General features: G+C 43.7%; 21 protein-coding genes and 1 tRNA gene. 9 read left to right on the top strand and 13 right to left on the bottom strand.

What is annotated here, in order from left to right; genetic code table 11:
- Positions 1–35 precede the first annotated feature (35 nt).
- Positions 36–1,271, top strand: coding sequence for an enolase C-terminal domain-like protein (locus FKX85_RS06435; protein WP_141613945.1), 1,236 nt, complete (start codon positions 36–38; stop codon positions 1,269–1,271).
- Between the two features lie 5 nt (positions 1,272–1,276).
- Here FKX85_RS06435 and FKX85_RS06440 read toward each other — a convergent pair whose 3' ends face one another.
- The 5 genes from FKX85_RS06440 to FKX85_RS06460 all read right to left on the bottom strand — a co-directional run bounded on the left by FKX85_RS06440 (position 1,277) and on the right by FKX85_RS06460 (position 10,213).
- On the bottom strand, positions 1,277–1,594 hold the full coding sequence (locus FKX85_RS06440; RefSeq protein WP_141613946.1) for a hypothetical protein: 318 nt from the start codon (positions 1,592–1,594) through the stop codon (positions 1,277–1,279).
- Positions 1,591–2,916: a PepSY-associated TM helix domain-containing protein gene (locus FKX85_RS06445; RefSeq protein WP_141613947.1), complete on the bottom strand. Its 1,326-nt coding sequence runs from the start codon at positions 2,914–2,916 to the stop codon at positions 1,591–1,593. Before FKX85_RS06445 ends, FKX85_RS06440 begins: the two co-directional genes overlap by 4 nt.
- A gap of 162 nt (positions 2,917–3,078) precedes the next feature.
- Positions 3,079–5,538 carry a TonB-dependent receptor gene (locus tag FKX85_RS06450; protein ID WP_141613948.1) on the bottom strand — a complete coding sequence of 820 codons (2,460 nt, stop codon included), beginning with the start codon at positions 5,536–5,538 and terminating at the stop codon, positions 3,079–3,081.
- Between the two features lie 365 nt (positions 5,539–5,903).
- Positions 5,904–6,566 (bottom strand): RNA polymerase sigma factor, encoded by a 663-nt coding sequence (locus FKX85_RS06455; protein WP_141613949.1) that lies wholly within the window; start codon positions 6,564–6,566, stop codon positions 5,904–5,906.
- A 458-nt stretch (positions 6,567–7,024) separates the two neighbouring features.
- Positions 7,025–10,213 carry a TonB-dependent receptor gene (locus FKX85_RS06460; RefSeq protein ID WP_141613950.1) on the bottom strand — a complete coding sequence of 1,063 codons (3,189 nt, stop codon included), beginning with the start codon at positions 10,211–10,213 and terminating at the stop codon, positions 7,025–7,027.
- Between the two features lie 496 nt (positions 10,214–10,709).
- On the opposite strand from FKX85_RS06460, the gene FKX85_RS06465 reads away from it, so the two are divergent.
- The 4 genes from FKX85_RS06465 to FKX85_RS06480 all read left to right on the top strand — a co-directional run bounded on the left by FKX85_RS06465 (position 10,710) and on the right by FKX85_RS06480 (position 15,733).
- Entirely contained in the window at positions 10,710–11,408 is a 699-nt protein-coding gene (locus FKX85_RS06465; protein ID WP_141613951.1) for a lysoplasmalogenase, read from the top strand.
- Positions 11,409–11,705: 297 nt separating this feature from the next.
- Positions 11,706–13,475, top strand: coding sequence for a single-stranded-DNA-specific exonuclease RecJ (gene recJ / locus FKX85_RS06470; RefSeq protein WP_141613952.1), 1,770 nt, complete (start codon positions 11,706–11,708; stop codon positions 13,473–13,475).
- Between the two features lie 2 nt (positions 13,476–13,477).
- Positions 13,478–14,209 (top strand): LPS export ABC transporter ATP-binding protein, encoded by a 732-nt coding sequence (gene lptB, locus FKX85_RS06475; protein ID WP_141613953.1) that lies wholly within the window; start codon positions 13,478–13,480, stop codon positions 14,207–14,209.
- 3 nt (positions 14,210–14,212) lie between these two features.
- Positions 14,213–15,733 (top strand): GH3 auxin-responsive promoter family protein, encoded by a 1,521-nt coding sequence (locus FKX85_RS06480; protein ID WP_141613954.1) that lies wholly within the window; start codon positions 14,213–14,215, stop codon positions 15,731–15,733.
- Between the two features lie 86 nt (positions 15,734–15,819).
- Here FKX85_RS06480 and FKX85_RS06485 read toward each other — a convergent pair whose 3' ends face one another.
- Positions 15,820–16,734 carry a universal stress protein gene (locus FKX85_RS06485; protein WP_141613955.1) on the bottom strand — a complete coding sequence of 305 codons (915 nt, stop codon included), beginning with the start codon at positions 16,732–16,734 and terminating at the stop codon, positions 15,820–15,822.
- 199 nt (positions 16,735–16,933) lie between these two features.
- Here FKX85_RS06485 and FKX85_RS06490 point away from each other — a divergent pair, with 199 nt between their 5' ends.
- Positions 16,934–17,482, top strand: a complete 549-nt coding sequence (locus FKX85_RS06490) for a 2'-5' RNA ligase family protein (protein WP_229239787.1) — start codon at positions 16,934–16,936, stop codon at positions 17,480–17,482.
- Positions 17,483–17,769: 287 nt separating this feature from the next.
- On the opposite strand, the gene rplS is transcribed toward FKX85_RS06490, so the two are convergent.
- From rplS to FKX85_RS06510, 4 genes are all read right to left on the bottom strand, one after another.
- Complete coding sequence (gene rplS / locus FKX85_RS06495) at positions 17,770–18,135, bottom strand: 50S ribosomal protein L19 (RefSeq protein ID WP_141613957.1); 366 nt, start codon at positions 18,133–18,135, stop codon at positions 17,770–17,772.
- Between the two features lie 79 nt (positions 18,136–18,214).
- Positions 18,215–18,922, bottom strand: a complete 708-nt coding sequence (gene trmD, locus FKX85_RS06500) for a tRNA (guanosine(37)-N1)-methyltransferase TrmD (protein ID WP_141613958.1) — start codon at positions 18,920–18,922, stop codon at positions 18,215–18,217.
- A gap of 3 nt (positions 18,923–18,925) precedes the next feature.
- Positions 18,926–19,456, bottom strand: coding sequence for a ribosome maturation factor RimM (gene rimM / locus FKX85_RS06505; RefSeq protein ID WP_141613959.1), 531 nt, complete (start codon positions 19,454–19,456; stop codon positions 18,926–18,928).
- Between the two features lie 14 nt (positions 19,457–19,470).
- Positions 19,471–20,040 (bottom strand): 30S ribosomal protein S16, encoded by a 570-nt coding sequence (locus tag FKX85_RS06510; protein ID WP_141613960.1) that lies wholly within the window; start codon positions 20,038–20,040, stop codon positions 19,471–19,473.
- 194 nt (positions 20,041–20,234) lie between these two features.
- Between FKX85_RS06510 and FKX85_RS06515 the strand changes: the two genes are divergently transcribed.
- Positions 20,235–20,306, top strand: a tRNA-Arg gene (locus tag FKX85_RS06515).
- Here FKX85_RS06515 and FKX85_RS06520 read toward each other — a convergent pair.
- Together FKX85_RS06520 and FKX85_RS21410 are read right to left on the bottom strand one after the other, a co-directional pair.
- Positions 20,269–21,831, bottom strand: coding sequence for a recombinase family protein (locus FKX85_RS06520; RefSeq protein WP_141616723.1), 1,563 nt, complete (start codon positions 21,829–21,831; stop codon positions 20,269–20,271). The genes FKX85_RS06515 and FKX85_RS06520 overlap by 38 nt on opposite strands.
- Positions 21,806–21,973 (bottom strand): hypothetical protein, encoded by a 168-nt coding sequence (locus FKX85_RS21410; RefSeq protein ID WP_168196223.1) that lies wholly within the window; start codon positions 21,971–21,973, stop codon positions 21,806–21,808. Before FKX85_RS21410 ends, FKX85_RS06520 begins: the two co-directional genes overlap by 26 nt.
- A 731-nt stretch (positions 21,974–22,704) precedes the next feature.
- Here FKX85_RS21410 and FKX85_RS06525 point away from each other — a divergent pair.
- A complete protein-coding gene (locus tag FKX85_RS06525; protein WP_141613961.1) occupies positions 22,705–23,175 on the top strand; it encodes a JAB domain-containing protein in 471 nt (156 codons plus the stop codon).
- Positions 23,176–23,216: 41 nt separating this feature from the next.
- Here FKX85_RS06525 and FKX85_RS06530 read toward each other — a convergent pair whose 3' ends face one another.
- On the bottom strand, positions 23,217–23,978 hold the full coding sequence (locus FKX85_RS06530; protein WP_141613962.1) for a hypothetical protein: 762 nt from the start codon (positions 23,976–23,978) through the stop codon (positions 23,217–23,219).
- 59 nt (positions 23,979–24,037) lie between these two features.
- On the opposite strand from FKX85_RS06530, the gene FKX85_RS06535 reads away from it, so the two are divergent.
- The gene (locus tag FKX85_RS06535) at positions 24,038–26,272 is read left to right on the top strand and encodes a T9SS type A sorting domain-containing protein (RefSeq protein WP_141613963.1); all 2,235 of its coding nucleotides are present in this window, start codon (positions 24,038–24,040) and stop codon (positions 26,270–26,272) included.
- The last annotated feature ends 208 nt before the right edge of the window (positions 26,273–26,480 follow it).

Below are 26,480 nucleotides of genomic sequence, written 5' to 3' on the forward strand. Positions count from 1 at the left end.
GATTTGAAATAATAGCCATAGAAAACCAAATATTGATGAGTAACTCAGTAGTGATCAAAAAGGTAATGGCGGACGATGTTCGCTTTCCACTTAAAAACGGGGCTGGATCAGATGCCATACACACCACGCCAACCTATGCCTACGCGGTATGTAAGCTAATCACCGACAATGGCTACGAAGGAGTAGGCTTGGCCTTTACCTTAGGCGAGGGAAATAACCTGGTCAGTGATGCCATTGCGTATCTGGGCAAGCACGTGCAGGGCAAGGAAATCAACGAGCTTATGGCTGATTTTGGAAAAACCTATCGCACCATGATGGATGACCCTAACCTTCGGTGGCTCGGCCCACATAAGGGGGTGGTACACTTAGCATTGGCTGCTGTGGTAAACGCTTGCTATGATCTCTGGGCAAAGTCCCACGAAATACCATTATGGCAATTGCTGATTGACCTACCTCCGGAAAAGCTGGTGAATACCTTGGATTTTTCTTACTGCGAGGATATTTTGACCCGCAATGAAGCCATTGCCATGCTCCAGTCCAAGAGCAGCGGAAAAGTTAGGCGAAAGAAAATCCTGGAGTTGGGCTACCCTGGCTATGACACGTCCATTGGCTGGTTCAATTACTCGGACGAGCAGGTCACTGATAATATCCGGAGGGCCATGGACATGGGCTTTACTGCCATGAAATTAAAAGTGGGCAGTGCCATGGCCGAGCGGGACATCAGAAGAGCCAAATTGGTCAGGGAAATTGCCGGCGATGATGCTACGATCATGTTTGATGCCAATCAGCAATGGAACCTGCCACAGGCCATTGCGATTTGCAAAGAGTTACTTCCTCTCAATCCGTACTGGATAGAGGAGCCTACGCATCCAGATGACGTGGAAGCGCACGTTCGCCTTGCCCAAGAAGTTCCTGTGAAAATTGCCCTTGGGGAGCACGTACCCAATAAGGTCATTTTTAAGAATTTTCTTCAGTCGGGATGTGTGAGCTTTAATCAGGTAGATGCCGTTCGTGTCGGCGGGGTTTCGGAATTTATCATGATCAGCTTACTGTCAAAAAAATTCAATGTACCCGTGGTACCTCATGTGGGCGATATGGGGCAGATTCATCAGCATCTGGTACTGTTTAATCATATTACCATGGATCATCCGGCCCTGCTGCTAGAGCACATTCCACATCTCAAGGATTATTTTGTCCATCCTGTAAACATCGTGGAAGGCCGTTATCAGACGCCACAGGCACCGGGTATGAGTACAGAGCTAAAGGGGTAAATAGGCTAAAAAACAAGGTAAAGCACACCGACAGTTCCCAATGCCAGGGCCACCAAGCTGGCGAGTCGGTGCTTGGCAAGTGCTGCTCCGATACAAATGGCAGCAAGTATGAAAAACAACGCCATAAACCATCCCATTTCTGCGTGGTAAGCCTGGCTGGAAACGTCGCCCTGATATGTGAAAAAGGAGACATCCCGGGGGACTTCAGAACTTATCAGCCACTCGGAGCAAAAATAAAGTGCCATTATCAATGTGATGGATGCCAGGGCTAAAAGTAATGGCACAAAGATATGCTGGTTTAGTCGGTCAATTTCCTTTTTCATGCCATAGAATCAGATGTGCCTGAAAACGGTCTTGATCCGACAAACCGCCTCCAAATCGCTTTAATGATCAAATACAGAAAAAACCCATAAATACCCGTCGTTACCAGCAAGGAAGGTACCGCTATGCCAAAATTGGTGCTAAGGATGGCCACCACGATGATAAACGCAGCCATTCCTCCTCCCCAACGTATCAGCAGAGGCCTCAGTGGTACGTAATCGGACCTCTGCGAACGTGCCTTCTTGGTACGTTCCAGGAAAATGATAAATCCACTCAGGGAAAGAAACGCAGAGCCCAGTGCCAGTACGCAGTAGAGAAGTTTTAGCGGCAATCCGCCAAAATCCCCAAAATGGAAGGATTCCTGGACATAATAAAGCTTGTCCCCAAAACCCTGATCGCTGATATTGTATTTACGCTGGACACTAAAGTCCTTTTTGTCCAGAAAGAGCTTGTTGGACCTTCTTTCATAGGCTTGCCCTTGGACATTTCCGAGGACTTGGATAATGCCTTCACCGTTAGTGGTGGGACGGATATTCCAGACCTTTAGTGCTGGGAATTCCTTTCCAGTCGTTTCCAGTACTGCTTCATAATCCAATGCATAGTTGGCGTCTTGATCAGCAGTAAATACCTTCTCATTCCGTACAAAGCCATTTGGCTGCTTCATGTCGAAGCCTTGCATCAGGTAAACCTGTAGTCCCAGCCAAGCACCGGTAATGGCTATGGCCAGATTAAAAGCGAGGGCACTGATACCGACGAATTTATGTAAATCTGCCTGGGTAATCCGTAGGTTTTTCTTTCGTATTTTACCAAAAGCCTGTTTCTTGGTAAATCTTCCGTAGATGAGCAGACCTGTAATGGTGGAAATAAGCAGGGCTATTCCAGCGAGGCCTACGAGCTGTCTTCCATACTGGGCTTCATAAAGTCTCACATGGATGTTTCTCAGAAAATAGCTGAAACTTTTAAAATAATTACGTTCTCCCAGCACTTCGCCCGAATAAGGATTCACAAAGACCTCCCAAACAGTGGGCTGTATGGGGTCAGGATCTTTAGGACGAAGACGGATGTTCCAAGTGTCCAGATATTCCTTAGGAAGTTCTATCTCAAAGAGCTCGTGATTCGGATGCGTAGCCAGTACCGCTTCGACCGCAGTGGTGAGGGAAACCTGATCTGGCTGAGGTGTTACTTTGGTCAAAAGGGGATTCAGCAGCCTGTCCACTTCCGGCCGGAAAAGGGCAGCCGCACCCGTAATGCTGAGAAAGGCGATCACCACCCCAACATACAGGCCTATCCAATTGTGAATCTTCCAAAGTAACTTATTATCCATAAAACGAAATAAAAGAGGCTGTCTTACATATGCATCACTCACGCTGTTAGCAATAACAGAAGAGTTACTGTCATCGCCAACGGAGTAAAGCAATCCCGTTTATAGCGACAGATTCTGTCGTCTCACTGTCCTCAACGGGAGGATAAGACAGCCTCCAATGAGTTAAAACGTATAAGAAACGGTAGTCATGACATTGCGTGGTGCGCCAGGGAATGCCCTGATATAATCGTATCCCCCTACCCAGTGGGTTTTATCAAAGATATTGTTAAAATTCATCTGGATCTGGAATTTATCAATCTTATAATAAACCGCAGCATTGATCAACTCGTAGGCGGGAAACGTAGGCGGCTCCTCTGTAGTGCCCAACGACCCAAATCGCTCTGTCACGAAGTTACCGCCAAGGCCGACTCCCAGCCCTTTCAGCTTACCTTCATTGATGATGTACTTCGTCCATACATTGCCTGCATGTTTAGGCGCATTGGGCTTTTGGCGACCTTCGAGATTTTCATCATCACTTTCCTCAATCGTAGCTTGGTTATAGGCATAATTCACAATTACGCTCCAATTATCCGTAATGCTACCGACCAAGTCAAGCTCTATCCCTTTGGAAAGGTCTTTTCCGGTCTGCACCAGCAGGTCTGGATTTCCTGGGTCATTGGCATTGTAAAGGGCACCTTTTTCTGTGAGGTAATACAAGGCCATCGTCGCACTTAGCCGGCCTTCAAACCAATCACTTTTAACTCCGACTTCCTTCAGCTCACTGGTCAGGGGATCAAAAGGCCCACCAGCTTCTGGATTGTTGATTAAAGTGGCCGTTTGAGGCTGGTACCCTTGTACATACGTGCCATAAAGGTTGATATTGGGCGTAAGGGAATAGACCAATCCTACCCTAGGAATCAGCGCATTTTGGGTCACTTTCTCTTCACTGTCCGTCTTATAGTTCAATAGGTCAGTGTAATATTCTTGCCGAAGGCCTAGCAGCACCCTAAGTTTGCCAATTTTCATTTGCTCCTGCACATATATACCGTGTGAGTGAAGGCTGGATTGGGGAAAGCTCCTATTGCTGTAAATGTATTTACTGATGTCCCGCAGCTGGTTGCCATAAGGGTCGGTCAGATCGAAGTGCGGCACCACTGGAATGGGATTACCATCTGCGTCCAAGGCGTAGAGCGCCTTGTTTTCCGCCTTATAGGAATTGATAGATCCTGTTCGGTCTGCGGTAAGGTATCCTCTGGCCTGAAGCTGTGAACCACCTGGATGAAGGGTCTGCTGGAAGTAGTCATACCCCACGAGCAGTTTATGGTCCACATCGCCTGTGCTGAAATCATAGTTAAAATAGTTGCTGAAGTTATTGTTGCTCCAGCTCCTCTCGCGGATGCCCATCCGCATTTCCACCTTTTCGATGTCCAGGCTTCCGTCACCGTTATTGGCAAATTTATTGTTGCCACGGTGCTCTTGAAGGTCTTCGCTGTAATCTGAACGCATGAATACGGAATTAAAGCTCAATCCATCAGTAATTTGATGACGAAGGGAAATGGTCACATTGAGGCTTTCTTCCTTCAAATAGTCATTGACGGCATTGATGGATTTGCTGATGGGCACGGAGAAGAGATCTCCATTGCCAAATACCGCTTGGCCACGATCCAGCATTCCATCTGATTTCTGATAGACCACATCAAAGTTTAGCAAGGTCTTTTCCGATGGCAAAAAGGAGAACGATGGCGCCACGACCAGGTTCTTCGCATATTGCAGGTCGCGGAAACTTCCTGAATTCTCATAGCCAAGGTTTAAGCGGTACAGAAGACTTTCGTCTTGGGTCATTGGTCCTGTAAAGTCGCCGAGCATGCGGAAGGTATTAAAGCTTCCCACGGTAGAGCTGATGGATTGGCGCTTTTCCTTTAATGGTTTTTTGGTTACCCTATTGATGGTTCCGCCTGCTGAAGCATTGCCGAATAGGGCTGAGGCAGGCCCTTTGATCACCTCCACCCGCTCGATGTGGGGGATTAATTGCTGCTTCCAGAAGCTGGTAAAAGCACGCATGCCATTGACCAGGTTTCCTGAAAGATCTTGGCCTTTTATCCGGTGTCCACGGATGGTAATGTCATTATAGAATGTAAACTGGTTCACTCCACTGACGTTTTTGACCACATCGTTTACAGTGTACGCGCCCTGATCCAGCGCCAGTTCTTTGGTCACATAGCCAATGGACTGTGGGACATCCCTGAGCGGGGTAGAGGACTTCGTCCCAATAAACGAGTTGGTGTTTTTATAGCTGGTCTCCGCTCGACCGAGAATCTCCACTGTCTGTAGCTGAAGCTCATCTTCTATAACCGTAATATCCAACGTAATCGTTTGCCCGTCTTTTATGAGCACCTGCTTTGAAGCCGGCAAATAGGTAAAAGAGCTGAATTTAACGGTCTGCTCACCTGAGGGAACATTCTCCAAAAGGTACTCTCCATTCCTATCAGTAAGGATTCCTATTCCCGTCCCTTCGATGAGCACATTGACAAATTGCGCCCGCTCACCTTTTTGGTCAGTGACGGTTCCTGTTAGTTTCCCCGTTTGTGCTATGCCAAGGGTGCTTAAGCTTAGGAGAAACAGAAAAAGTAAACTGTTCTTCATGGTATCAATTTTTATTTAGACTTATTATTAATAAACGCAAAAGTAAAAGTTATTTTGATATAAGACCACTCGATCACAAATTAAATTTATCGAAAGTGATGCCTATTGGGAGGGGAAGGTTGAGGTATCAAGGTGTTAACCTGAGTTTCTATATGAATTCGATGTCAATCCGTCATCGGTAGGAAGTATAGCCTGTCCCGATAGCTCGGGAACGAAGCGATCTCGTTTTCAAAGGAAAGATTGCTTCACTCTGCTATCGCTGCGTTCGCAATGACGGATTGATGTCGATTTCATGGTCGAAATCAGGTTATTGGGGTTGGATATTTCGCTGAATACTGATGACTGATTACTGCCTACTCTATAGGTTACCATTCCTTCAGCCCCCAAAAAGAAGCCAGCAGGTAGACCACAAAGAACTTGCGTAAGTGGGCAAGCCCACGATAGACCAACCTCCTCGCCGAGGAAACATGTGAAAATTCAAATACCTGTGCGATTTCCTGATAACTGAGTCCTTCGAAATAAAAATAGTAAATAGCTTCTCTTTCACGGGAATCGAGCTGTTGGAGGGCGCCATTTAATCGCTCAAGCTGTTCGCGATCTATTTGACGGTTGATATAAACGGTCTCATGGGACAGTTCGACCGGAAATTGTTTAAATTCAAACCCGTCTTCGTCTGAAAAATACTTATGATGCTTTTTTAAAGCCGCAACAATCCTTCTTTTGAAACTCTTGATAAGGTACGGTTTGATGGCATCAGTCTTGCCCAAATGGCTTCTTTTATGCCTGAGGTAAATAAAAAAATCCTGTAAAATATCCTTGACCAAGTCACGATCTGGGGTGAGCTGGCAGCCAAAGTTAAAAAGGATATTGGCATACTGCTTATATATCGTGATAAATGCCTCTTCACTCCCTCTTCTGAATGCATCCCAAAGACGTCCTTCATCCATCCCCATAGCCGTATGATCAGCGCTGTGGTTACTGGTAGCAGCTGATTTGGGTGTTACGGGACTTTTATGGAGCAAGGACATGGTGATAGGATTAAACGATCATCACCATAATTTTTGAATTAATCAGGTAAAGATCATCCTGCACATTCCTGTATGTCCTTGAAAAACACGAATTTTATTGAAGTGCTGAGAGCTTTAGGATCTTCAGAGCGTTGATGATGGGAGGATCGTGGGTCAAGTGAAAAAATTGGGGGATTAGGGTGGATTCCGATAGCACGCAGATGGCGCAGATTAATAAGATTTGCGCTGATTTTTCGATGCTGGAGCACGCATTCCTATTGCTAAATTAAAGGGGAATATGCTTACCATAGCCACCTGGAAATCTCTCATCCCCCGGAAATATTGCTTGGTCCAGGATCGTCTTTGGTGATAAGGGGATAATTGCAAGTTTTCTTGCCATTAAGATCAGCTTGTAAATACAAAAGAAAAAGGCATCCGCCGTGACGGATGCCTTTTGTATGGATTATTGGTTATTTGTATTAATCGAAAATATACCTTATGCCGATTTGCCCTCTCCATCGGCTAAGGAAGTCACTTACAAAGTAAGGGTTGCCATCGCTCAGACCAGAGCCATCATAGCTGTAGGTAGGTACATAGCCACCGTCTTCATACCCTTCGAAATTGATCAAAGAGAAGGAGTTATTGCTTACGCTATATTGTCTTCCCCAGTCTTTACTGATCAGGTTGCCAAGGTTAAACACATCAAAAGAAAGCTGTAATCTGTGATTGGTTTCTCCCACTGTAGCCAATTTGAATTCATGCATAAAGCGCAAATCCACTTGGTTGGTCCAAGGCAATTTATCACCATTTCGCTCTACATACTGTCCTCTTCTGGAGCTAAGGTATTCATTTCCTTCGATAAAGGTATTCAGCCTATTCCACTGAGAAGCTTGCTCTGACGATGATCCTACGAAATTGATTTCGTCAGCACTAGCAGGTACGTAAATAAGATCGTTGCCATTCGTTCTATCATTATTAATATCCCCGTCATATATATATGAAAGCGGTACCCCAGACTGTCCATTATAGAAAAGGCCGATACTGGTAGAAGAACCGTTCTTATAATTGATCTTGTAGTTCACCGAAGCCACTACCCTGGACCGGATATTATTGTCCGCAAAGCCCAGTTCAGTGCTATTGCCACCATTGACGCTTTCGATATACCTCCAGTTGGAATAAGCTTGACTGGAAGTACCTCCGTTTACGTCTTTGGATTCGCCATAAGTGTATGCCGCACTTAAAGATAAGCCTCCTTCAAAGCTCTTTTGCAACTGTGCGGTTAAATTATAAGCATAACCTTTATTGGTATTGGTCAGAAGGAGAACATCAGTAAAGTTGCCACTCATATATGCGCTTTCAAAAACCACCCTATTATCCGGTCCACCTTGTAAATTGCCAGCTTCTTCTTTGTTGAGGTTTCTGTAATCAATGTTTTTCAAGTTTTTAGTATAGATCGCTTCAAAAGTCGCAATCAAACCACCGGGAAACTGATGGTCCACAGCACCATTTACCCTGAATATTTGCGGGAACTTGAAGTCTTTATCTGTTACATTAATTTCTGACGAGCTAAGTGATTCTCCTAAGTCTGCTGCATCAGGTTGACCATAAGGATCAGGCACAAATGTGAAGTCGCTTACATCTTCAAATTCTCCTTCATCATTTCCTTCATTTCTAAACAAGGAAACCCGGCCAAATTCATTACCGGTATTGGTGTATTGATTAGACAACCAAACAAATGGCACACGACCGGTAAACAGTCCTATGCCACCACGCACCTGAGTGGTTCCATTGCCATTTACATCCCAATTGACACCAACCCGTGGAGAAATCATTAGTTGGGCACCAGGCATTTGGTCTGTGGCCACGCCATATTCGGAAAATTCCTCGTTAAACTGTTCGTTAACGGATGGCTTTTCTGAGAATGTAGGGATATCCAGCCTTAGACCAGCGGTAAGTTTCAAGTCCCTGGTAGCTTGGTATTCATCCTGTGCGTAGAAGCCCAGTTGGAAAGCATTGAATTCTGCACCTTGCTGAGGATTATCTGTTCTGGAGTAAGAATAATCGTAGCTTCTTGGCAATACTTCACCCGGTGTACCCACCGTTTCAAAGTCCTCTATGCTGTAGTAAGAATAAGCTCCGAAGTTTTGACGGATAAATAAATTGTAGGTACTGTAGAACTCATTGTGCGTACCAAAAGTCAGGGTATGTCTTCCTTTAAATAAAGTCAGGTTATCCGTGATGGTCAGTACATCCTGATCCAGTTGGTTGGCGGTCGAGAATGGCTCAGATCCCAGATTAATGCTTCTCCCACCGCTTAGTCTCACATTGATGGCGGGGAAAGGATCACCTAAATAGTCCCTGTCGTCACGTACAGAAGTATAACCGATACGCAATTCGTTGGAGATATTACTTCGGAAGTTACTGGTCAATTCCAGTACAGTACTATTTGTCGTCGATGGAAAAAACTGTCCATAATTATAGAAGTTGGCGGAGTTTGGACTTCTGGACCCATCAATGTTCTCACCATAAACGTAAGAGTGACGCAAGGTCAGTTTGTTGTCCTGGTTAATGTTCCAGTCCAAACGGGCAAATATTTTTTCTGAACTGGTGACATCACTGTACGCGCCGTAAGGACCTGGGTCATATCCCAGCCGTTCAGCTACGGAAGCCACTCTTTCCATTTCGTCTATCGAAATATTTGAGTTTCCAGAACCTGGCTGATAGAGCAAAGGCTGTGTTCTACTGGTCACTTCACCATTGACGAAGAAGAACAATTTGTCTTTAACCACTGGTCCACCCAATCTAAAACCGGTTTGATAATCGGTATAGCTGTCAAGCTTGGTACGTTCTTCGTTTGGGCTCTTTCCTACTAAATTTTGATTATTGCTATAATAATAAACAGAACCCTCGTAATTGTTTGTTCCGGACCTTGTAATGGCATTGATGCCACCACCGGTAAAGCCTCCCTGACGGACATCGTAAGGGGCAATCACCACCTGAACCTGCTCAATGGCGTCGAGGGAAATGGGCTGGACTCCTGTCTGACCACCATTGGTGCCAGATGCAGACAGACCAAAAACGTCATTGTTTACCGTACCGTCAATGGCAAATTGATTGTATCGGTTGTTTTGGCCCGCGAAGGAAGTTCCTGATCCTGCGGTAGACGCTTGCGGAGTTAATCTTGTAAAATCCGACAATGACCTAGAAATCGAAGGGAGGGAATTGATCTGCTCATTGCTGATGCTGGTAGCAGCACCGGTTCTCTCATCATTTATAATAGGGCTGCGTGTGGCCAATACTTCCACGCCTTCTATTTCAAGTCCTTCTTCTTGCAAAACCACATCCAGTCCATAGGCTTGTCCCAGTTGTAGATTAATGTTATTCACCACTGCCTTTTCGAAACCGATATAACTGACTTCCACTGTGTATGGACCGCCTACACGCATTCCCTGAATGGCAAATCGGCCATCTACACGGGTTGAGGCACCATACCTGGTTCCTGATGGCGTGTGAATGGCTACTACATTGGCGCCAGGCAACGTTTCTCCATTAGGATCCTCCACTACACCGCTCATACTGGCAGTGGTAATCCCTTGGCCATACAATGAACTTACTCCGGTCAGAAGTATTGTCATTGCGAATAGACTCTTTAGTAATAGTTGCTTCATAATTTGATTTGTGATTGATAAAAACTGATTTGTTTAATTTGATTTTCCAATACAAATGTATAGGACTTTACAGGGTTTTTATTTTAGTTATTGTTAAGTTTCTCCTTGCTAAAGTTGTTTTTCTTAACATTAAATTCGCACTGACCAAAAATTTTATTTTAAATATAAGAATTTAAGAAAGTAATTCCGAAAAAACACTACATCATCACATCGATAATACAGAATTTATTCTTTTCGTATTCTTGAATCACCTACGCTTACTTTTGTCACAAATAAAATCTGTTTAATACAAAGTGTTTTTCCGGATTGTTAATCTTAGAGTTAAAATACCTTCTGTCACTTTTTTTACTATCTTCAAGTTCTCGGTAAATATTGCCTAATTTTGGCTGTCCCTAAAAAATCAAGTATTCACCCAACACCACCGACTCCGAAATTACGTTATGAAGTTGGATCCGAGATGGCTTGCCAAGACAAGAATAAAAACTGCCAAAAATCTATGAAACAAAAAGGAATTGGATGGCTATACCTCTATCTATTTGCGGGCATAAGTGATATGGTGATGATCGTCGAAGGTCATCAGGACTATCGCTATTTCACCAAGCCATTGATCATGTTGGCACTGGCCTTATATTTTCTCACCACCACTGCTGTGATCAAAAACAGTTTGCTGAGAAAGTGCATAGGAGCGGCATTGCTGTTTTCGTTGGCTGGAGACGTACTTTTACTTTTTCCGTCACTGTTCTTGTATGGTCTCGGGGCTTTTCTGATCGCCTTGATCGGCTATACCATTGCTTTTAAGCTCACCCAAAACCACCAAATCAATCTCCGTAATATCAATTTCCTGAAAACCTTTTTCTTTAACCTACCCATCTACATTTTTGCTGCGATGCTGTATTTTCTGGTCAATGATCACTTGGGCCAAATGAAAGTGCCTGTTGTGCTCTATATCCTCGCCATGGTCTTGATGGTGTCTATTGCCAGAGAGCGCTTCAAGCGCACCAATATGCTTAGCTTTATCCAGGTTTTTGTAGGGGCATCGCTCTTTATGGTTTCGGATAGCATCCTTGCCCTGGACCTTTTTTTTAGTCCTATCACCAATGCAGACATTTTGATCATGGGAACTTATATTTTGGCACAGCTACTCATCGTGATGGGAATCAGGAGCCATTTGGTGCACAGTCCTACGGCAAAGTAGTATTTAGTAACTAGATGTGAGTATTTCATTCCAATGTGTTTTGGACGAAGCGATCTCCTTATTGCGTGATATAAGACTACTGCCCCACTCATAGAAATCGTGACGGAGAAGTGATGAAGGATCGCTTATGTGTGATCCAGTCTCGTTTATAATCCACTGTTAATGAAGAGATCTTTGGACGGATGATGACCGGATGGCCTTATGTAGCAAGGACTTACCCCAGATGTACTGAAAGCAGAGGAAATAATTGCAATTTTTTTTAATAAAGAAGTACTTTAGTTTAGTAATTTAGGCGGTATGGAGTTTAGGTGGGAAATAAAAAGCAAGGCAGATCAATCAACAGTACAATCTCTCAGCAGTGAAATCAATGTCAACCCGACGCTGGCCAATTTATTGGTCAATCGAAATGTGAAGACTTTTCAGGAGGCCAAGGATTTCTTTAGGCCGGATCTGGATAAAATCCACTCACCATTCCTGATGAAGGACATGGACAAGGCGGTGGAGCGGTTAGTGAAGGCGATTGACCATGAGGAAAAAATCTTGGTCTATGGTGATTACGATGTGGATGGCACCACTGCGGTGGCCTTGTTTTATGGGTTTTTGAACACGGTCTATCCCCAGGTGGAATTTTATATCCCCGATCGCTACCAAGAGGGATACGGGGTGTCCGAAAGAGGCGTGCACTATGCTGCTGAAAATGGCTTTAAGCTGATCGTTTCCCTGGATTGTGGCATCAAGGCCTTGGAAAAGGTAGAATTGGCCAATAGTTTGGGCGTAGACTTTATTGTCTGTGATCACCATACGCCAGGCGAGCAGCTGCCCAATGCACTGGCGGTGCTCGATCCTAAACGCCAAGATTGCGACTATCCGTACAAAGAACTAAGTGGTTGCGGGGTGGGCTTTAAGCTGATTCAAGCGTTTACCGAAAGGACGGGGAAAAATGCCAGTCACCTTTTTGGTTTGTTGGATTTGGTGGCGGTAAGCATTGCGGCGGATATAGTGCCGATCACGGGCGAAAACAGGATTTTGGCTCATTATGGACTTGAGCGGTTGAACAATAACCCCCGTCCGGGGCTTATGGCGTTGATATTGGCTGGCAAAGGGCAGCGCAGTCCTCAGGAATTGCTCGAAAACCGTCAGCTGCTGCAGCGCGAAATGCTGCAATTGAAATCGGATAAGGACATTGAGATTTCTGATATTGTTTTCCGGATAGGCCCGCGCATCAATGCCTCCGGCAGGCTGGAGCATGCCAAAGCATCTGTGGAGCTGTTGATTTCACAGGATATCCATGATGCACTGCGCAGGGCAGAAGTGGTGGAGGATGTCAACGCTGCCCGAAAGAATTTTGATGAAAACATCACCAAGGAAGCGATCCAGATGATCGAAGATCGTGAACAGGAAAAGCCCTATAAGAGCACGGTGTTGTACAAGGAAGATTGGCACAAAGGTGTGATCGGGATCGTGGCTTCTCGCTGTATCGAACAATATTACCGTCCGACCATAATCCTGACAGAATCCAACAATAAAGCAACGGGCAGTGCGCGGTCGGTATATGACTTTGATATCTATGAAGCCATTAGTGAATGTAGCGATTTGCTGGAACAGTTTGGGGGGCATAAATATGCTGCTGGCCTTACGATGGAGTTGGATAAAGTGCCGGCTTTTCAGGAGCGTTTTGAGGAAATAGTAACCAGCCGTATAGCGGATATCCACACAAAACCCGTACTGGAAGTGGACGACGAACTGGAGTTGGATCAGATCAATTACAAATTTTATAATATATTGCGTCAGATGGCGCCATTTGGACCGGGAAATACTGAGCCGATCTTCTGTGCTAACCAAGTATATGCCCAAAATATCAAAGTGCTAAAAGACAAGCACCTGAAGTTTGAAATCGTACAGGATGGCCAAGTGACCAGTCCTGTGTGCATAGCTTTTGGCTTTGCGACCTATTATGAGATGCTGCGCAGCAAAATGCGTTTTAATATAGCTTTTGAGGTACGGGAAAATACGTTCAGAAATACCAGTAGCCTTCAGCTGTATGTGAAGGATATCAAATTCGACTGACCATGATACTAAGAGGAGAAAACCTGATCAAGATTTACAAGGGCCGAAAAGTGGTGAACAATATTTCGGTAGAAGTAGAGCAAGGGGAGATCGTAGGCCTCTTGGGGCCCAATGGAGCAGGGAAGACCACTTCTTTTTATATGATCGTAGGGCTAATCAAGCCCAATAGCGGTAAAGTCTTTCTGGATAAGGAGGAGATCACGCCCCTGCCCATGTACCGGCGGGCAAAGCGAGGAATTGGCTATCTGGCCCAGGAAGCATCTGTATTCCGGAAGCTGTCTGTGGAAGAGAATATCATGGCCGTGCTGGAGATGACCGATCTTCCGAAGGATGCCCAAAAGGAAAAAATGGAAGAGCTCCTGGAGGAATTTAGTCTTACCCATGTCCGTAAGAACCTTGGCATGGTGCTTTCTGGTGGTGAACGAAGAAGGACGGAGATCGCACGTGCCTTGGCGGTAGATCCCAAGTTTGTGTTATTGGATGAGCCTTTTGCAGGGGTAGACCCCATTGCTGTGGAGGAAATCCAGTCAATTGTTGCTAAATTAAAGAATAAGAATATCGGCATTTTGATCACTGATCATAATGTGAATGAAACCCTTTCGATAACCGATCGCGCTTACCTGATGTTTGAGGGTAAGTTGCTCAAAGCAGGGACCGCCGAAGAGTTGGCCGCCGATGAACAGGTTCGGAAAGTGTATTTAGGCAAACACTTTGAGCTGAAACGTAAGATTTAATTTATGGACGTATTAAATACTTTTATGACCTGGATTTTTAAAATCCGTATTGGTCAGATAGATAACTTCAAGGAGAATCCCATAGAAGTACAGCGAGACATTTTTTTTGACCTGATAAAGTCAGCAAAGAAAACCCAGTTTGGGAAGAAATATGGGTTTTCGGATATCAAAAGCCCAAAGGACTTTGACCGCCAAGTGCCCATTCACAGTTATGAGCAGATGCAGCCCTATATCGAGCAGACGATGAAGGGTGAGCAAAACGTGATTTGGCCATCCGAGATCAGTTGGTTTTCAAAATCCTCAGGAACGACTGGCAGCCGGAGCAAATTTATTCCGGTCTCACAAGAATCATTGGAGGATTGTCACTTTAAGGGCGGCAAGGATATGCTTTCCCTGTATGTCAACAACTATCCGAACAGTAAGCTCTTCACTGGAAAGAGTCTGGCGATCGGTGGGAGCAGTGAGGTCAATACGTTCGATATCAATAAAAACAGCCAATACGGTGACATCTCCGCAGTGATCATGCGTAATTTGCCCGTGTGGGCACAGTTGGCCAGGACTCCAAGTCTCGAAACGGCGTTGATGAGTGAATGGGAGGAAAAGATCGAGAAAATGGCCAGGGAGACCATGGAGGAAAATGTGCTCAGTATTTCAGGAGTCCCCACTTGGACCATTGTGCTGCTACAGCGGATTATGGAATTGACCCATTCGAGTAATATCCTTGAAGTATGGCCAAACTTAGAAGTGTTTTTTCACGGTGCGGTGGCTTTTGGCCCTTATCGAAGGCTTTTTGAGGAATTGGTGCCTTCCCCTTCCATGCATTATATGGAGACCTATAATGCGTCCGAAGGTTTTTTTGGCATACAGGATCAGAAGAATTCAGACGAGTTATTGTTGATGCTGGATTATGGGATTTATTACGAGTTTATTCCCATGGAAGAGTGGGACAGCGATGATCCCAAGGTGTTGCCACTTGAGGAGGTGGAGTTGGGTAAAAATTACGCTTTGGTCATCAGTACGAATGGTGGGCTCTGGCGGTATAAGATCGGCGATACCGTGAAATTTACTTCTATCCGGCCGTACCGCATTCGGATATCGGGAAGGACGAAGCATTTTATCAATGCTTTTGGGGAAGAAGTGATCGTGGAAAATGCCGAAAAGGCCATCGAGGTAGCTGCTGAAGCGACCAGCGCCATTGTGGTGAACTTTACGGCTGCTCCGGTGTATTTTGAAGGGGCGGACGGCAAAGGAGCACACGAATGGATCATCGAATTCAGTCAAGCCCCGACGGACGAGGCTATATTTAAGGAAAAACTGGATGCGACCCTTCGCGAGGTCAATTCAGATTACGATGCCAAACGCTACCGGGATATTGCATTGGACAAGCCTCGGATTCACTTTGCGGAAGAAGGGCTTTTCGAAAAGTGGATGAAGTCGCGTGGAAAATTGGGTGGACAAAATAAAGTGCCCCGATTGGCCAATAACCGGGAGTACATTGATGCTATTTTGGAGTTGATGAAATAGACCGTTCTAATAAAGCATTTATGCCATGGCCTTGGGCCATGGCATAAATAGAGGTGACTTCTTTATGTACTTTATGGATTAGCAGATCAGATGTTCAACAATGCCTGCAGGAAGCCCATATTCTCTCCCTGTCTTTTGATGACCAGCATGGGGACTTTGTAGTTGATCTCTACCAGTCGCTCCGCTACGCTCCCCAATAAGAGGGCTGCCGAGTTGCTTCTTCCTCTACTGCCGATAACCACCAGGTCAATGTTTCTATCAAGGGCGTCCTGGAGGATATCATCTGCTTTTATAGAGTCTTTGTTAAGAATAAAATCACATGGATGGTTTTCAATTTTGTGTTTTTTCACCATCTCATCAAATTCCTTCTTTGCGTTTTCCTTCATGATTTCGGCAAATTCCTCATAGGATTTACCGGTTTTATGATAGCCAATGGGGACATCATAAAGGTGCATATAGCGGATTTCAGCACCCTTTTTTTCTTTGATAAAATTTTCTACCTTTTCCAGGACTACTTCTGTATGTTCTGAAAAGTCAATGGGAACCAAGAGCTTTTCCAGATGATTTTGTCCCATGTCTTCGGTAACGAAAAAGACCGAGGCAGGAGCTTTCTGGGCAATGCGCTTAGGTAGCCTTCCGCTGCCCTCTAAAGCTGTTTTCCTGCCCATGACGATGAAGTCTACGTGCTTGATCTTAGACCACCTCAGTAGGTTGTCCATGGGGTCGCCCTCTTCGGCATTCACTTCTACTTCCACATCAGCAGGAAGGCCCAAGGTTTTAATTTTGTTTTCGATCTCCTGCTCGATACTCTCGTCGACAGGGGTCGTCAAGTTTGGGTAAGTGCTTGCGATATCATCCGGAAGGACGAGATTGTCCGCAACATGCGTGAAATAAAGTTTTTTGAGGTGTAAAAGTTCGATGACCTTTTTGATATTGTCCAAGATCACTTGGTCCATTTTAGTGAGGTCCAGTCCGACTAATGCTGTATTGTTCTGTGCCATAGGTTGATTAAAGAATTTGTAACAATTTAATAGATACGGAGGAGCTAAGAAAGAGAATCAGGGAGAATTGTGTTTTGGAGGACGAGGAAATGATGATTGTGGCCGGTATTGCTTTTTTCGTTTGGTGCAGAACTGGCTTTTAGATGTGGGCTTGTTTTTTCCGGTGGAATTTATGCATCTTTGGGCCATGCCAAGGTCAATGCAGAAATATTTTGTAGCGATAGTTCCACCAGGAGAAGTTCAAGTACAGGCACAGGAAATAAAGGAAGCTGTGCGGGAAAAGTATAATGCCAAGCATGCGCTTAAATCACCTGCCCATGTTACGCTAAAGATGCCCTTTGTGTGGAATGAGCATAAGGAAGACAAGCTTTTTGGCCTGTTAAGAGCATTTTTTAAGGAAAGAGGGCCATTCCCTGTGGAGTTTAAGGGAATTGGGCGATTTGGCAGGCGGATCATGTATGCACGCGTGCATGGTGGTGATGCATTGGTGGAGATGCAGGAGGCATTTAGGCACTATTGCAGGAGGGAGCTCAAACTGAATGAAGAGCTAAGTGATAAGGCCTACACCCCCCATGTGACGCTGGTATACAGTGACCTGAAAAAGAACTTCTTTGATGAATGTTGGGCGATGCTAAAGGAAAGGGGCTTTTATGGAAATATGGAAGTCCAGCAGGTAGCCCTGCTCAAGAAAGAAAATTATCGCTGGCAGGTGCTGGAGATGATTGATTTGGGTAATAGTCAAGGCTAGATAATAGGGGGCAAGTGGAAAAGTTGGGGGGTTAGGGTTGGTTCCGATAGCACGCAGATGGTGCAGATTAATAAGATTTGCGCTGATTTTTTATGCTGGAGCAGGCATTCCTATTACTAAATTAAAGAGAAATATGCTTACCATAGCCGCCTAGCAATCTTTCATCCCCCGGAAATATTGCTAGGACCGATAATGGATATAAGAAGTAAAAAATGTACCAACTAATTTAAAGCCTAAAAAAAAGGGAGCCAATTTGGCTCCCTTTTTTTATTTCATTGTACTGTGAATTAGTGTTTCACAGTGATTTTTTCTTTTACTTTTGCAGCTTTACCTTGACGGCCACGTAGGTAGTAAAGTCTAGCTCTTCTCACTCTACCTTGTCTTAGCACTTCGATTTTCTCGATGCTAGGGCTAAGTAGAGGGAAGATTCTCTCTACACCGATACCGCTGGAGATTTTTCTTACAGTGAATGTCTCTCCATTGGTGTTAACGTTTTTACGTTGGATCACGGTACCTTGGAACAGCTGCACACGTTCTTTGTTACCCTCTTTGATTCGTACGTGAACGTTAATTGTATCTCCTGACTTGAAAGAAGGGAACTTGGCCCTGGCCTCGTTGTATTCCTCTTCTACAATTTTAAGTAGTTCGCTCATATCTGTATGATTTATGTGCTTGTCGCAAATTCGAATTGCAAAGGTATGCAATTATCTATTTTATTCAATTAATTATCAACTATTTACGTTTTTCGTCCGCTTCGAAATCTTTGCCTTCGAGTAGGTCCGGCCTTCTTTCTTTGGTACGACGAACCGATTCTTCAAACCTCCAATTGGCGATCTTTTCATTGTGACCGGAGAGCAGGACATCAGGTACTTTCATGCCTTCGTATTCTGCTGGTCTCGTATAGATCGGTGGGGCCAGTAGTCCGTCTTGAAAGGAATCCGTCAAGGCAGAGGTCTCGTCATTGAGCACCCCCGGAATCAGGCGGATCACTGCATCTGCGACCACGGCCGCAGCCAGTTCGCCACCAGAGAGTACAAAATCCCCGATACTGATTTCACGGGTGATGTACTTCTGTCTGATCCTTTCATCCACGCCTTTATAATGACCACAAAGGATCATCAGGTTTCCTTTTAGCGAGAGGGAGTTGGCCATTTGCTGATCGAGAGTTTCGCCATCAGGGGTCATGTAGATGATTTCATCGTAATCCCGATGGCTTTTCAGGGCTTCTATGCACCTGGCCACGGGCTCGACCATCATGACCATGCCTGCTCCTCCGCCGAAAGCATAATCGTCGACTTGCTTTTGCTTGTTGGTAGCGTAATCCCTGAGGTTGTGTACCTTAACCTTTGCCAGTCCCTTTTCTTCCGCCCTCTTAAGGATGGAATGTGAAAAAGGCCCTTCCAAAAGACCGGGTACTACGGTGATAATGTCGATCTGCATGGACTAATCCTCTAGATATATTTCAAGTAAGCCATCTGGCAATTGGCAGAAAACTTTTTTTGCTGCCTTGTCCACTTTAAGGATAATATCATCCTGGATAGGCACCAGGATTTCTTTTCCTTGATAATCCATCCCGATTAAGTATTGGGTCTGGAGGTCGTATATCACATTTACACTACCCAGTACTCCTTTGGAGGTATCTTCTACTTCAAAACCAACCAGCTCATGATAATAATATTGATCATCATCGAGTGAAGGGAGGTTTTTCAGCGGAAGGTAGAGCGCCGTTCCCACCAGGGTATCGGCTGCGTTCTTGTCATCAAATCCCTCAAACTTTGCCAGAAAGCGGTTGTTTGGCTGGGAGACAAAATGCTCTAGAAAGTAGGGGGCCAGTCGGTTGTTTTTTTCCAAAAAGACATGCTCGATATCTTCGTAATTTTCTGGATAGTCCACATCCAGGACAGCCACTACTTCTCCTTGGAGTCCATGAACTTTAGCAATGTAGCCTAATTGGAAACAGTTGTCCTTGTTCATGGAAAGGTGCGTAATTAACCTTTGTTTTCTTCTTCTTCGTTGCCTTCGGCGGCAGGAGCTTCACTTTCCTCGCCTTCAGCAGGAGCTTCAGCTGCAGCGGCTTCTGCCTCAGCAGCGGCTTTAGCCTCTTCTTCTCTTTTCTTGATCGCATCAAGACGAGCTTCATTTTTGGCGATTTCCGCCTCATGAGCTTTCTTACGAGCGTCTTCTTTCGCTTGGGCGATTTTGTCTTTCTTGCCAATGATGGCTGTTTCTTTCTGGTCGATCCAAGCTTGGTACTTTTTGTCAGCCTCTTCTTGGGTGATGGCGCCTTTAAGCACACCGATCTGAAGGTGCTTTTTCAGCAATACACCACGGTAAGAAAGCATCGCTTTTACTGTGTCCGTAGGTTGGGCACCGTTAAGCAACCATTGTAATGCTCTATCATTGTTGATGTTGATAGAAGCGGGGTCAGTGTTCGGGTTATAAGACCCGATTTTTTCGATAAAGCGTCCATCACGTGGAGCTCTTGCATCAGCTACAACGACATCGTAGATGGCCATTCTCTTTCTACCTCTACGAGCTAATCTGATTTTTACTGCCATATTTTATTGATATTTAGTTAATTGATGGATCTCGTCCATCGTAAATTTGGACTGCAAAGATAGCGGATTTATCTTTAAAAGAACAAGTTAGGTAGAGAATATTTGCGGAATAAAGAAAATATGTTTTAAATTGCGGCACAATTTAGGGCGGTAGGAAATACTAAGTTCTGCCATCCTCGATTAACGTACCAACAGGTCCCGTAGTTCAATGGATAGAATAGAAGTTTCCTAAACTTTAGATACAGGTTCGATTCCTGTCGGGACTACTTCATTGAAAAGCCGCGAAAAATTTATTTTTTTGCGGCTTTTATTTTTTGTAACCTTCTGATTTACAGTATAGATATAGAGGGCGATTTGGTTAACATATGGGGTTCGACATTTTTGGCCGTCAAACATCAGTTTTTGGGGAAATATCGAACCCACCACCTGTCTCTTCTCTTTTACCTCCAAAGTGTCGTATAAGTTAACTAGCTGATCTACAGAGTGTAGAGTGTCTTTTAGCTTCGGTAAATAGTTCGACTTTTGTTCATTGAGGGTTGTCAGCTTATTTTCCAGTTTTTTGATCTTTTCCTGGGATTCTCTCTTTACTACAGCAAAGTCATCGGATTCCATGCTTCCGTCAATTAGGAGGTTCCTTGCCTTGGATATTTTTTTGTCCAGTCTTTCGATCTCGTCCAGGTATTGCTTTTTGGTTTTATGGCCACTTGAGGTCAGGTCATGATAGACATCCCGAATGCAGTCTTTATAGATATCCAGGATGTTTTCCTGTACCTTGTATTTAAAGAGTTCTTTTCTTACCGCCTTGTTGACCAGTTCTGTCCGGAACCTTACACCACAAGAAGAAAGGCAGTGGTAATAATGGTAGTAGCCGCCCTTGGAGCTTTTGGAAGCGCTCCCAGTAAGTGGCCTGCCACATTTATGGCATATAAGGAATCCTCTTAATGGGAACTTTTCATGGGAAATGACCTTCACGGCACGTTTGCGTTTCATCCTTTTACGCCCGGACAGTACGTCCTGCACATCAAGGAACAGGGATTCCGAAATGATGCCTTCGTGCTTTCCCTCCACAAGGTACTCTTCTTCCTCTTTGAATGCCTTTATCTTGATCTTTCCGTAATAAATCGGATTTCTGACCAGATACCAGAATTGCCCCCTGCTGATGGGCAGCCCCTTTTTGTTGACGAGCTTTCTGATCTGGTCTGCGGCCAGCTGGTTTTCCGCTATTTGCTCAAAGGCCCATTTCACCAAGGATGCCTGTGGTTCTTTTCGGGCTATGATCTTATTGCCGTATTCATCCCGAGTATTGATATAACCGATGGGTGCGGTGCCCATATACCTGCCTTCCTTCTTTGCCCGTCTCATTCCCTGTAAGGTATTGAGTGCCCTGCGGTCATTTTCCACTTCCGGGGCTGCAAGGTAAAAGGCCAGCATCATTTTTTGTTCGGGTATGCTCAGGTCAAGGGGCTGTTCAATGGCCTGTATGTCCACGCCTAGTTTAGTGAGTGTTGAGATCATCAGGTAGGCATCACCGGTATTCCGGCTGAACCTGTCCCATTTGGTAAACAGTACCATGTTGGTATCGGAACGGTTCTTTTTTATCAAGGCCAACAATTTCTGCCATTCGGGCCTGTCAAAAGTCCTGGCGGAATAATCCTCGTAGATGACCCTTCCCACCTGTATATTTTGGAAGACACAGTACTTTCTCAGGACCTCCTCCTGGTATCTCTGCGAATATCCCTTGTCTGCCTGTTCGTCGGTACTTACCCTAATGTAAAGGTCTGCGGTCTTCATCTACGTTAAATATTTGGTAAACAGCTAATTTAGCTATTTTATACATAAAATTTAAGGCTTCTTTGGAGGTTTTTAGGTCTACTTTGTGGCCGTTTTCCTCCAAGGCCTTCTGCAGTTTCTTAGGACTGACCGATCTTTTCATGGCAAAATGGTTGGTTGGGGTTAAAAATGCCTTTCAATAAAGATATATGGTCACACTGAGCTCAGAAGGTAGAGAAGAAGGATTGGCTATTTTAGGGTTTCCATTGATGGCCGGGAAAGTTAGGGGATCAAGGTTTTATAATTGGGCAATTAGAAAAGGTGTTTTGGGCAGCCCCCTTCGGGCCGGGCTATCCGCTATATCCCGGCAAGGCCGGGGATGCCGCTTTCTATCCCTGCTGCGGGATGACTTTGACCAATATCTGATTGTGATAAGCCTCCAAAATTATTTTGAATTAAAGCAAAGAATATCAACTGGGATATGTCAAGTGAAGTCCGAAGGATCGCCTATTTCGTATTGTTGTTATGTGACAATTACGAAAGGCTAAAAACTGTTAATGAGGGAGAGGGCCATGGACCGTTTGAATATTAGGAAAGTGGGGCGTGAACAGTGGATAACTTCACAGAAGTTACCCACAATTAACACCCATAATAATAGTACTTCTTTTTTTTATATCTTTCTCTTTGGATTACCTTCCTTTCCAAAAGTGGGATATGGTTTATTCATTAATCATTCCACAAAGTTCGCTTTCGGTCTGCCGGGCGGCCATGAGCGTTCGGCATAAACACTTGCCTGCCCGCCAACCCTTCATTTATTCCGTTGCCACATGGCCTTGGTTGCCCTCAAGCGCGGCGGCTTCCATAATTAATTTCTAACCATTAAAACGAAATGTTATGGATACCAACAACAAAAACATTGTCCTCAGCCAGGTAGCTGAAATCACCCTGAGCTATTATCCCAATTCAAGGGTTTCAGAAAAACCGCAGATTGTTTCTTCCCTTGCAGCCAATAGAATCTTTAGGGCCAACTGGGATGCATCGAAATTGGGGTTTATTGAAGAGTTTAAGGTGATGTTGCTGAACGGGGTAAACCGGGTATTGGGGATCATAAATGTTTCATCCGGAGGAACTTCCGGTACCATTGTGGATATGAAGTTGATCTTTGCAGCTGCAATGAAAGCTTCCGCGACAAGTCTGATACTAGCCCATAATCACCCAGGAGGAACCTTAAAACCCAGTGACCGGGATGTAAAGGTTACAGAAAAACTGGTCAAAGCGGGTGACCTTTTGGATCTACCGGTAATAGACCATACCATCATCACTGTGGAAGGATATTATTCCTTTGCTGATATGGGAGGGCTTTAGGGCCCTTTTTTATATTAATGGAAGTGAACATCTGTACCTTCCTAATAATACTCATACGTATACCTTCTGGCAAGTGTGAAATCATATGAAGGGAGGTATTCGCGTTTTTCAATCAAATTGCCCGATTGGTCATAATCAAATTGGAATGCATCCTTTTTTTCATTTTCAGCTGGAACACTATATGAAGTTTCTTTTGCTTCCAAATAGTCCTGATCATTATAACGATAGAAGTACACTATCCATGGACTTTCCTGTCCTGCGTAAACAGATTCCTTGATTCTTTGGCCATTTTCATTATATTCATACGTGGTTTTTTCGGCTCCATCACTTGAGTACCATACCTGCGTTAGATTACCATTTTGACCGTAAATATTTTCATACCTTATTTCAGCTGTTTCTCCTGGAGCATGTGCAAGCACTTTGGATAGACGCCCTTCACCGTCATACAGATATTCAGAATATGATTCAAGTACTAAATTGTCATGAGAGAAACTGTAATTGTAATTCCATTTTAACACATCATTTTCATATAAATAGGTGACGGCACCAGTTGTATCCGCAGAAGCGTTTAACCCAACTTTTATCGTTATTTTGCCTTTATTATCATAGTAATAGTGGTTGGTCCATGATGGATCATCAAAAGAGTCTTGATAAAAAAACTCTTTTGATAAAACATTGGGCGGTGTAAACAATTCTAACTGTGAAATGTCAAGAATGTCCCTGTTAGGTGCATTATCTTCATTTGATTGGCAGCCCCCTAAAATTAGCAATGTTATAATGAAATTTTTAATTGATAATTGCATTTTTCACTATTTTTAAGTTTTTATTATAAATATAAATATTTTCAACCTAATTTGTGTTTATGATGAAATTTTATTTCGCTCTATTAGTTTTACTGTTATTATTACCATTTTATTCTAAAGGTCAGATTAAAACAGAAAAGGTAGACAAGTCAGAAATACCAAGAATTCCTGCAGGTATAGCTACAAAAAGTTATTCACCAATTGCAATTAATATTGAAGAAAAGGAAACTAAACTCCAAAAATTAGAGGAGAGTATTTTGGAATATAAATCAGGTGAGGGAATGACATTTGGGATATTTGAAGAGTTTTTTCTTAATTTTGATAAAGTAGAATCAAGCTGCTTAGATGGGACTTGTTATAAAGAAGTTTCTATTTATTCAAAGGGGGCGAATACACTTGGGTTCTATTTTGATCAAATACTATTAGGTCCCAACTCAGAATTCTATATTATCAATGATGAGGAATCTTTTTTACAGGGACCTTTTACCAAAGAAACAGTAAACAAAACAGAAGGATTTATTTCAGGACTAATACCTGGTGAGAGGCTGAGATTGCTTCTGAAAGCTCCTGAAAATGAAGTTTCAACTAATAGAATAGTAATTTCAGAAGCGTCCTATGGGATATATGACTTTTTTGGTGTTAATAAATATACTAGCAATAATTCTATTCAGTCCGCTTGTTTTGGTTGTTCCGCATCATGCAACCAAAATATAAAATGCTTTTCTACATATGAGGAGGAATCTCATGGAGTAATGTTGATGTTGGTAAAAAGTGGAGGCACTTATTCTACCATAGGAACAGGAGCGCTATTGAATAATGGGAAGCAGGATTATGAACCGATTGTACTTACAGCCGTTCATGTTTCTCCTACAATTTATTTGGATTCCATGCAATTTATGTTTCACTACCGAAGTCCACAATGTAATCCAACTAGTAATGGCCCTACAAATATTATAGTTCAGGGAGCAAGCCCCTTGGGACCGAGTGATGGAACGACGGATTTAAGACTTTTAAAGTTAGATGTTAATCCTCATAATAGCCCTGTGTTTAATAATAATCCTGTTTCATATTTAGGATGGAGCATAAACAGCAATCCGATAGGAAGTGTAGTAGGGATACACCATCCAGTATCCGATGTTCAGAAATTTCTTGCTGGGGATGTCCCTTCCCTTAGAAATGATACAAGTGGTCCTGGGAATTATTATTATTGGGAATTTAATCTGACTAACGGGTTACTTCAACCGGTAAGTTCAGGCAGTCCATTGCTGGATGATAATAAGAGAGTGATTGGTGCAAATCATGGAAGGGATCCGGGGGACAACTATGATTGCAATTATAGCAATAATCCAAAAGTTCTTTATGGTCGGTTAAATAGATCTTGGGATATTTTTTCTCAATATTTAGATCCTAATAATGAGGGGCTGGTAGCTCTGAATACAATTACAAACCAACCGGGTGCAGAAACCAAAGGTTATATTGAAGGATTGGACTACCTTTGTTCATCAACGAATTATGAACTCAAAAATTCACCGTTGGAGTTTTCAATCAATTGGACAGTTTCTCCAGCTGGATTGGTGACAAATAGTTCGGGTACCGGGCCCATCGCCAATTTAAGCCCTAGCAGTCCATCAGCTTCAGGAGATGCCGTCCTGACTTTCACAATAACCAGTACAGGAGGGAGTGTCCAAACTGAAGTTAACAAAACCATTAAAGTGGGAAAACCAGGAGTATCCTCAATTTGGTCAGCAACTTCTTCCACTGGCTTAAATCTTCCAGTGCCATTTGTAGCCACATACCCAGATCGTTGTGATGAAATATTGGATGCAGAATGGGATGTATACCCAACAACGGTAACTATAATGGAGGAATCCGGCTTCCCCTGCGCATACCCCAATAATACAGGTGTCCAAATAAGTTTTCACAATAGTGGGTCGTATTCAGTAAGAGTAAGGGTTAAAAATGGATGCGGTTGGGGAGGTTGGAGCAACCCAACCTACATACAGGCTAACAACTTTTTGGCATTTGATTATACAGTGTATCCCAATCCCGCATCAAATGAAATTAACATTGAGATCCAGGATGGACCAGAAAAATCCACGTCCAGCCCTGACTTGATAAAGCAGAGTCCATTTGAAGTAAATATTTTTGATGAGCTTGGTAATTTAATGCTGTCAACAGAAATGTCAGATACCAAATTCAAATTAGATGTTTCTGCCTTAACAGAAGGTTATTATTTTATGCATATAAAGCATGATAAGGGGGTGATTAGGAAGAAGATAAAAATTGAAAGATAAATCAGATTTTTATCGTTGAATAAAGAATAAGACCGGTTTCTAAAAACCGGTCTTATTCTTTAAAGAAAGGTTTTTGAAAATTAAAGGGTATCCATAAAACTTTTACAGGTATTTATTATAAGTTACCGCAGAATACGGTTATCCCACGCTCCGTTTCTTATCCCACTTCGGTTTTCAGTGTGACCATTCCAGCCTTTCATGATCCACA

Origin of the sequence: Echinicola soli, assembly GCF_006575665.1 — a bacterium.
GTDB classification, from domain to species: Bacteria; Bacteroidota; Bacteroidia; order Cytophagales; family Cyclobacteriaceae; genus Echinicola; species Echinicola soli.

Excerpts from the sequence above, each read along its gene's own strand:
- FKX85_RS06510 (WP_141613960.1), bottom strand. The coding sequence starts at position 20,040 with ATGGCAGTAAAAATCAGATTAGCTCGTAGAGGTAGAAAGAGAATGGCC.
- FKX85_RS06530 (WP_141613962.1), bottom strand. The coding sequence starts at position 23,978 with ATGCAATTATCAATTAAAAATTTCATTATAACATTGCTAATTTTAGGG.
- lptB (WP_141613953.1), top strand. The coding sequence starts at position 13,478 with ATGATACTAAGAGGAGAAAACCTGATCAAGATTTACAAGGGCCGAAAA.
- FKX85_RS06460 (WP_141613950.1), bottom strand. The coding sequence starts at position 10,213 with ATGAAGCAACTATTACTAAAGAGTCTATTCGCAATGACAATACTTCTG.
- FKX85_RS21410 (WP_168196223.1), bottom strand. The coding sequence starts at position 21,973 with ATGAAAAGATCGGTCAGTCCTAAGAAACTGCAGAAGGCCTTGGAGGAA.
- FKX85_RS06525 (WP_141613961.1), top strand. The coding sequence starts at position 22,705 with ATGGATACCAACAACAAAAACATTGTCCTCAGCCAGGTAGCTGAAATC.
- FKX85_RS06485 (WP_141613955.1), bottom strand. The coding sequence starts at position 16,734 with ATGGCACAGAACAATACAGCATTAGTCGGACTGGACCTCACTAAAATG.
- FKX85_RS06435 (WP_141613945.1), top strand. The coding sequence starts at position 36 with ATGAGTAACTCAGTAGTGATCAAAAAGGTAATGGCGGACGATGTTCGC.
- FKX85_RS06440 (WP_141613946.1), bottom strand. The coding sequence starts at position 1,594 with ATGAAAAAGGAAATTGACCGACTAAACCAGCATATCTTTGTGCCATTA.
- FKX85_RS06445 (WP_141613947.1), bottom strand. The coding sequence starts at position 2,916 with ATGGATAATAAGTTACTTTGGAAGATTCACAATTGGATAGGCCTGTAT.
- FKX85_RS06480 (WP_141613954.1), top strand. The coding sequence starts at position 14,213 with ATGGACGTATTAAATACTTTTATGACCTGGATTTTTAAAATCCGTATT.
- rplS (WP_141613957.1), bottom strand. The coding sequence starts at position 18,135 with ATGAGCGAACTACTTAAAATTGTAGAAGAGGAATACAACGAGGCCAGG.
- FKX85_RS06465 (WP_141613951.1), top strand. The coding sequence starts at position 10,710 with ATGAAACAAAAAGGAATTGGATGGCTATACCTCTATCTATTTGCGGGC.
- FKX85_RS06455 (WP_141613949.1), bottom strand. The coding sequence starts at position 6,566 with ATGTCCTTGCTCCATAAAAGTCCCGTAACACCCAAATCAGCTGCTACC.
- FKX85_RS06535 (WP_141613963.1), top strand. The coding sequence starts at position 24,038 with ATGATGAAATTTTATTTCGCTCTATTAGTTTTACTGTTATTATTACCA.
- rimM (WP_141613959.1), bottom strand. The coding sequence starts at position 19,456 with ATGAACAAGGACAACTGTTTCCAATTAGGCTACATTGCTAAAGTTCAT.
- FKX85_RS06520 (WP_141616723.1), bottom strand. The coding sequence starts at position 21,831 with ATGAAGACCGCAGACCTTTACATTAGGGTAAGTACCGACGAACAGGCA.
- FKX85_RS06490 (WP_229239787.1), top strand. The coding sequence starts at position 16,934 with ATGCAGAAATATTTTGTAGCGATAGTTCCACCAGGAGAAGTTCAAGTA.
- trmD (WP_141613958.1), bottom strand. The coding sequence starts at position 18,922 with ATGCAGATCGACATTATCACCGTAGTACCCGGTCTTTTGGAAGGGCCT.
- FKX85_RS06450 (WP_141613948.1), bottom strand. The coding sequence starts at position 5,538 with ATGAAGAACAGTTTACTTTTTCTGTTTCTCCTAAGCTTAAGCACCCTT.
- recJ (WP_141613952.1), top strand. The coding sequence starts at position 11,706 with ATGGAGTTTAGGTGGGAAATAAAAAGCAAGGCAGATCAATCAACAGTA.